Origin of the sequence: Prevotellamassilia timonensis, from assembly GCF_021531665.1 — a bacterium.
GTDB lineage: Bacteria > Bacteroidota > Bacteroidia > Bacteroidales > Bacteroidaceae > Alloprevotella.
Window position 1 is genome coordinate 1 of sequence record NZ_JADYUH010000107.1, and the last position, 1,483, is coordinate 1,483.

Here is a 1,483-nt window from a genome sequence, read left to right on the forward strand (position 1 = left end):
CAAAAAAATCTCACGGGTTATCCGTGAGATTTTTTGTAATAATAAGGAAGCATCTGCTTGATTTGCTCCGGTGGGGTGTCATCGTGAAGGTTCTCCAACACATATTTGAGCCAGGGCAGCGGTTCTACTCCGACAACATCGCAACTCTCAATCAGCGTGTAGAGGTAGGTGTGGTCAACCGCACTCTGATCGGTTTTGTTGAACAGGTAGTTCTTGCGCCCCATGACGGTGGGGCGCTGACCACGCTCTACGGGATTGTTGTCTATGTGGTATCTGCCATCAAGGGCATAGCGGCGTAAGCGGGGCCACAGTTTGTAGGCATACTCCAACGCTCTTCCCATGGAGTCGGAGGGCGTGTATTTTTTGCTTATCATCTGCATCCACGCCTCAATGGCATCCATGATGGGCAGAGCCTTTGTGCGCCGTGCCTCGGCCTTTTCCTCAAACGTCGCTTTGCTTTGCCTGAGGTTCTCTTCAAGTTTATAGAGCATCCCTATCCATTCAACAGCTTTGGCTGCATCTTCCGGGGCACTCTTTTGGGCATCAATGAATTTACGGCGCACATGAGCCATGCAACCCAGCAGAGTCACATTTTCCTGTTCTTCAAAATAGTCGTAAACCTTGTATCCGTCGCTCTGTACCGCTCCGTGAAAGTCCTTCAGTTCCGCTCGCGGTACGTATCCCGCCCTACTGCCGCTTAGGTAGAAAAAGTATAGACCGTGAGGGTCTGGACGGCTGTCAAGGAACTGCCAAGTATATCCTTTGCGTGAAGCACCCGGTCTGTCAGCTATGCGCCACGGCACTTCGTCCACCTGCAGGTAATCGCTTTCCCGAATATCTCGCCGTTGTGCTTCATAAAGGGGAGCGAGGCGGTTCGCCACGGCGTGTACCCAATTGTTGAGGGTGGAGGTTGGCAGTTTCATTCCCAAATCTTCGTAGCGCTTGACCTGTCTGTATTCGGGAAGATGGTCGCGGAACTTGTCAATAACAATCTGTGCCAACATGTCTGCCGCCACATGACCTCCGCCAATCACGGGATTCGGAGCCTCCGCCTGACAGATGTGGGGTTTGAGCGCATTCTTGTCCGCTTTCAGACGGTAAATGGGACGTTTGATAACTTCAACCCAGAGTTGAGCGGGAACGTAGTGCAGTATTCTCTGGACATCTTCGCCAATCTTTTCGTAGTCTTCCGGGTTGATGTTCTCGGGCTCAATGACAAACACACGCTCTTCCAGTCCTTCATAACGGTATGATGACGGACGGGACGGCTTTGTCTTTTCTGCCTGTGCCTTGCGCTTTGCGGTCTCCGCTTCTATATCTTTGACCGTTTTCTCTATCTCTTTGTGTTTATCTTCGTACGCATCCTTGAACTCCTTGTCGAACAAATCAGACTGGTCAGCCTTCTGCTTGTTCTTACGGGAGAGACGGTCGGGTTTTGCTCCGTAGAGCTGACGTTCGAGATAAGCAATTCTTGCTTTTAAAT

1 protein-coding gene is annotated in these 1,483 nt (G+C 51.0%); it reads right to left on the reverse strand.

The window, feature by feature from the left end; all coding sequences use genetic code 11:
- Positions 1–17: 17 nt before the first annotated feature.
- On the reverse strand, positions 18–1,483 hold a 1,466-nt coding region (tnpC, locus tag I6E40_RS10540), incomplete at its 5' end, for an IS66 family transposase (RefSeq protein ID WP_235387205.1).